Genomic DNA, 3,106 nt, shown 5'->3' with positions numbered 1-3,106 from the left:
AAAATACGACTATTTATTGAATTATTAAATTAAATAACTAATTATCAATATGTTAATTTATAGAACATCCCTATAACATTTTCATCTTACCAAAGCATAAACTAAAAGAGGATATGCCAACGCAACATACCCTCCAAATGACGTTGACAGAACAGATTAAGTATACACCCAACCCATTCTGTCAACGTCAATAAAAGTTTGTAAAATCTACATTTTGCAAGAAGCTGCTTTTGAGATCTTTGCCATAAACGGAGCAATCTTCTCAGCTGCCTTTTCGAGATATTCTCTGTCTACATCGTCGAATGTAGCAAGTTCGGTGCTGTCAATATCTATCTCGCCAATTACTACTCCGTCAGAAAATAACGGTACTACAATCTCCGATCTTGACAGCGACGAACACGCTATGTGACCAGGAAACTCCTCAACATCCTCTACTACAAGACTGCGACCTTCCTTCCATGCTATGCCACAAACACCACGACCGAACTTTATCCTCGTACATGCAGGAGTGCCCTGGAACGGACCGAGTATCAGTTCGTCACCATCTACAATATAAAAACCCACCCAAAAGTATTCCTTTGGGAAGACTACTTTCATCACTGCCGCACAATTTGACAATACGCTGATTGGATTGTCGTCAGCATTTGCGAAGACTTCTATCTGCGAAAGAAGCTTCTGGTACCTCGATTGCTTATCCATAGTTATATAACTATACTTTACTGTTTTATTTCTTAATGTATTCTTTCCACATTCTTGTCAACTCCTCAATGCCTATGCCAAGCATACGCATCTGGCGGAATACGTCAGGCAACACAGAGTTTATGAACTCAGTGCGGCGCGACCCCATTATCTTCTCTCGTGCACCAGGAGTGACAAAGTAGCCAAGACCGCGACGGTTGTATATTACATTGTCACGCGAAAGCATGTCGTATGCCTTCACTGCTGTATTTGTATTCACCTCAAAACACATACCAAACTCGCGTACACTCGGCACACGATCGTCGTCATTGTATTTTCCGTCAACAATGTCATCGGAAAGACGGTCGGCAAGTTGGAGGTATATTGGTTTGTCGTTGTTGAACTGCATAATGATACACTTTATATATTTAACCACTTGTTGTTGATAACCTGCATCCGCTTGAAAATCATATAAGAGCCTACGATATTGGCAATCGACAGTACAATAAATATAACATAAGTTAATGCAACCCTTCCTTCACTAATAATATCACCATTTATAAGGCATACCATTACAAACACGAGTGTTGCAGTTGTCAACAACAAACGATAGCGTCTAAACACAGCACTGCCAAGAATATAGAATGTATACATCCATACACAAATGATACTTACCAAAGAAATCCCTACCCGCGCACTGCTATCACCACATAATACCAAAACAAGTGGTTTAAGTATTTGTTCCCAGAAATACACTATAGCCATCTGTGTATGACTACCTAATGTCACAACATTAATAATCCAACGCAGAAAATCACCCACAAGCAATCCTACTCCACCTATCATCGCCCACAAAAGTGAGACATATACCAAACGGGCTACATATTTCTCTGCTACTGTTGCTGGATGCATCAAATAAGTTATCGCTGACTGCTTACTCTCCATAAAGTCAAACATCTGATTCGCTCCATACAACATCCACAGACCATAGGCACACAAATAAACAAGATATAGACTAGCAGCATTATAGTTTTCTTGAAAATAAATATCACGAGCGGCAATATTGGAATGATTTAAATCCAAGACCAGTAACTCTCCACCAACAAATGTTGCAATAATTATACCTATAAAATATGTAATAAGCTGACGCCTATTACTGAAAAGCATCCACTGGAAAGTGTGCCACATATTGTTGAACTTAAATGATTTATACATAATGATATTTGTTTTAAATGATTAATGCTAAGATATACACCTACTATAACTTACCTCCTACAACTTACCTCCTACAACGGCATTGAACAACATCTCAAGATTTATCGGAGTCTCTTCCTTATCACCTCGTTTGGCTATCACTTGAGTGCCTTGCACGCCGTATTCCGAATAGATAACATCTGCCATGTCCTCTCCTTGACGGCGTGTCTCAAACACATAACTGTCGGCTATATCGGCTGTAGAGGCATTGAACATTATTTTATCTGTACCTACAATCAGAACATGGTCGAGCAACTGCTCTATATCGTGCACCTGATGAGTGGAGATTATTATAGTGCGGTCTTCACTCATATTACTTGCCACAACCTTACGAAACTGACTCTTTGAGGGAATGTCCAATCCATTGGTAGGTTCATCCATAAGCAGATACTTTGTATTCGCAGCAAGTGCAAACGACATATACACCTTCTTCTTTTGTCCCATTGAAAGTTGGTCAAGACGAAGCGAGAGTGGCAACTCAAAGTTTTGCAGACAATTTACGAGTACATCCTTCGAGAAACGTGGATAGAACGGAGCATTTATCATGACATATTCATCAAGCGTAACCTTAGGAAGCTCAAACTCCTCTGGCACAATCATTATCTCACGCAACATCTCTGGACGACGCAACTGCGCATCATATCCATCTACAGTTATCTTGCCCGATGAAGCACGCAGAAGTCCACATATAAGATATAGCAGCGTAGACTTGCCCATACCATTCTTTCCAAGAAGTCCATATATTTTGTTTTCTGAAAGCGAAATACTAAAATCCTCATAGATATCACGCATTGTTCCTGGATAACCGAACGTAACATTCTTTAATTCTATCATACCATTATAATTTAATTGTTATTAATAAATAAAAGTACCCATAGTGTACTACTATTATAATACACTACAAAAGTAATGCTTTTATATTAAACTTTGATGGCTTCAACAATATTTAACTAGAAAAACATATAGTAAAATCTATAAAACAGCAATAAGGAATGATGGGACTGTATTAAGAACACATGCTATATATAATATAATGTACGTATATAATAATGTGTAAATGCGTGAAGGATGTGTACAAATAAAAAAAGGTCTCCAAAGTCATTAGACCTTGAAGACCCAAAGTAAAGAAGGCAGCCACCTACTCTCCCGCATTGCATTGCAGTACCATCGGCGC

General features: G+C 38.8%; 4 protein-coding genes. All 4 read right to left on the bottom strand.

Features of this window, described 5'->3' with window-relative positions; all coding sequences use genetic code 11:
* Positions 1-207: 207 nt before the first annotated feature.
* From I6E49_RS14120 to I6E49_RS14105, 4 genes are read right to left on the bottom strand one after another with little or no spacing between them, the layout of a single operon-like run.
* Positions 208-699 (bottom strand): GAF domain-containing protein, encoded by a 492-nt coding sequence (locus I6E49_RS14120; RefSeq protein ID WP_235403117.1) that lies wholly within the window; start codon positions 697-699, stop codon positions 208-210.
* 25 nt (positions 700-724) lie between these two features.
* Positions 725-1,087 carry a GntR family transcriptional regulator gene (locus I6E49_RS14115; RefSeq protein WP_235403116.1) on the bottom strand — a complete coding sequence of 121 codons (363 nt, stop codon included), beginning with the start codon at positions 1,085-1,087 and terminating at the stop codon, positions 725-727.
* An 11-nt stretch (positions 1,088-1,098) separates the two neighbouring features.
* Positions 1,099-1,893: a hypothetical protein gene (locus I6E49_RS14110; protein ID WP_235403115.1), complete on the bottom strand. Its 795-nt coding sequence runs from the start codon at positions 1,891-1,893 to the stop codon at positions 1,099-1,101.
* A gap of 57 nt (positions 1,894-1,950) precedes the next feature.
* A complete protein-coding gene (locus I6E49_RS14105) occupies positions 1,951-2,766 on the bottom strand; it encodes an ABC transporter ATP-binding protein (RefSeq protein WP_235403114.1) in 816 nt (271 codons plus the stop codon).
* Between the last annotated feature and the right edge of the window lie 340 nt (positions 2,767-3,106).

Source organism: Leyella stercorea, assembly GCF_021531655.1.
The sequence above is the reverse complement of the archived record's forward strand: the minus strand, read 5'-3'. Positions and strand labels throughout refer to the sequence as shown.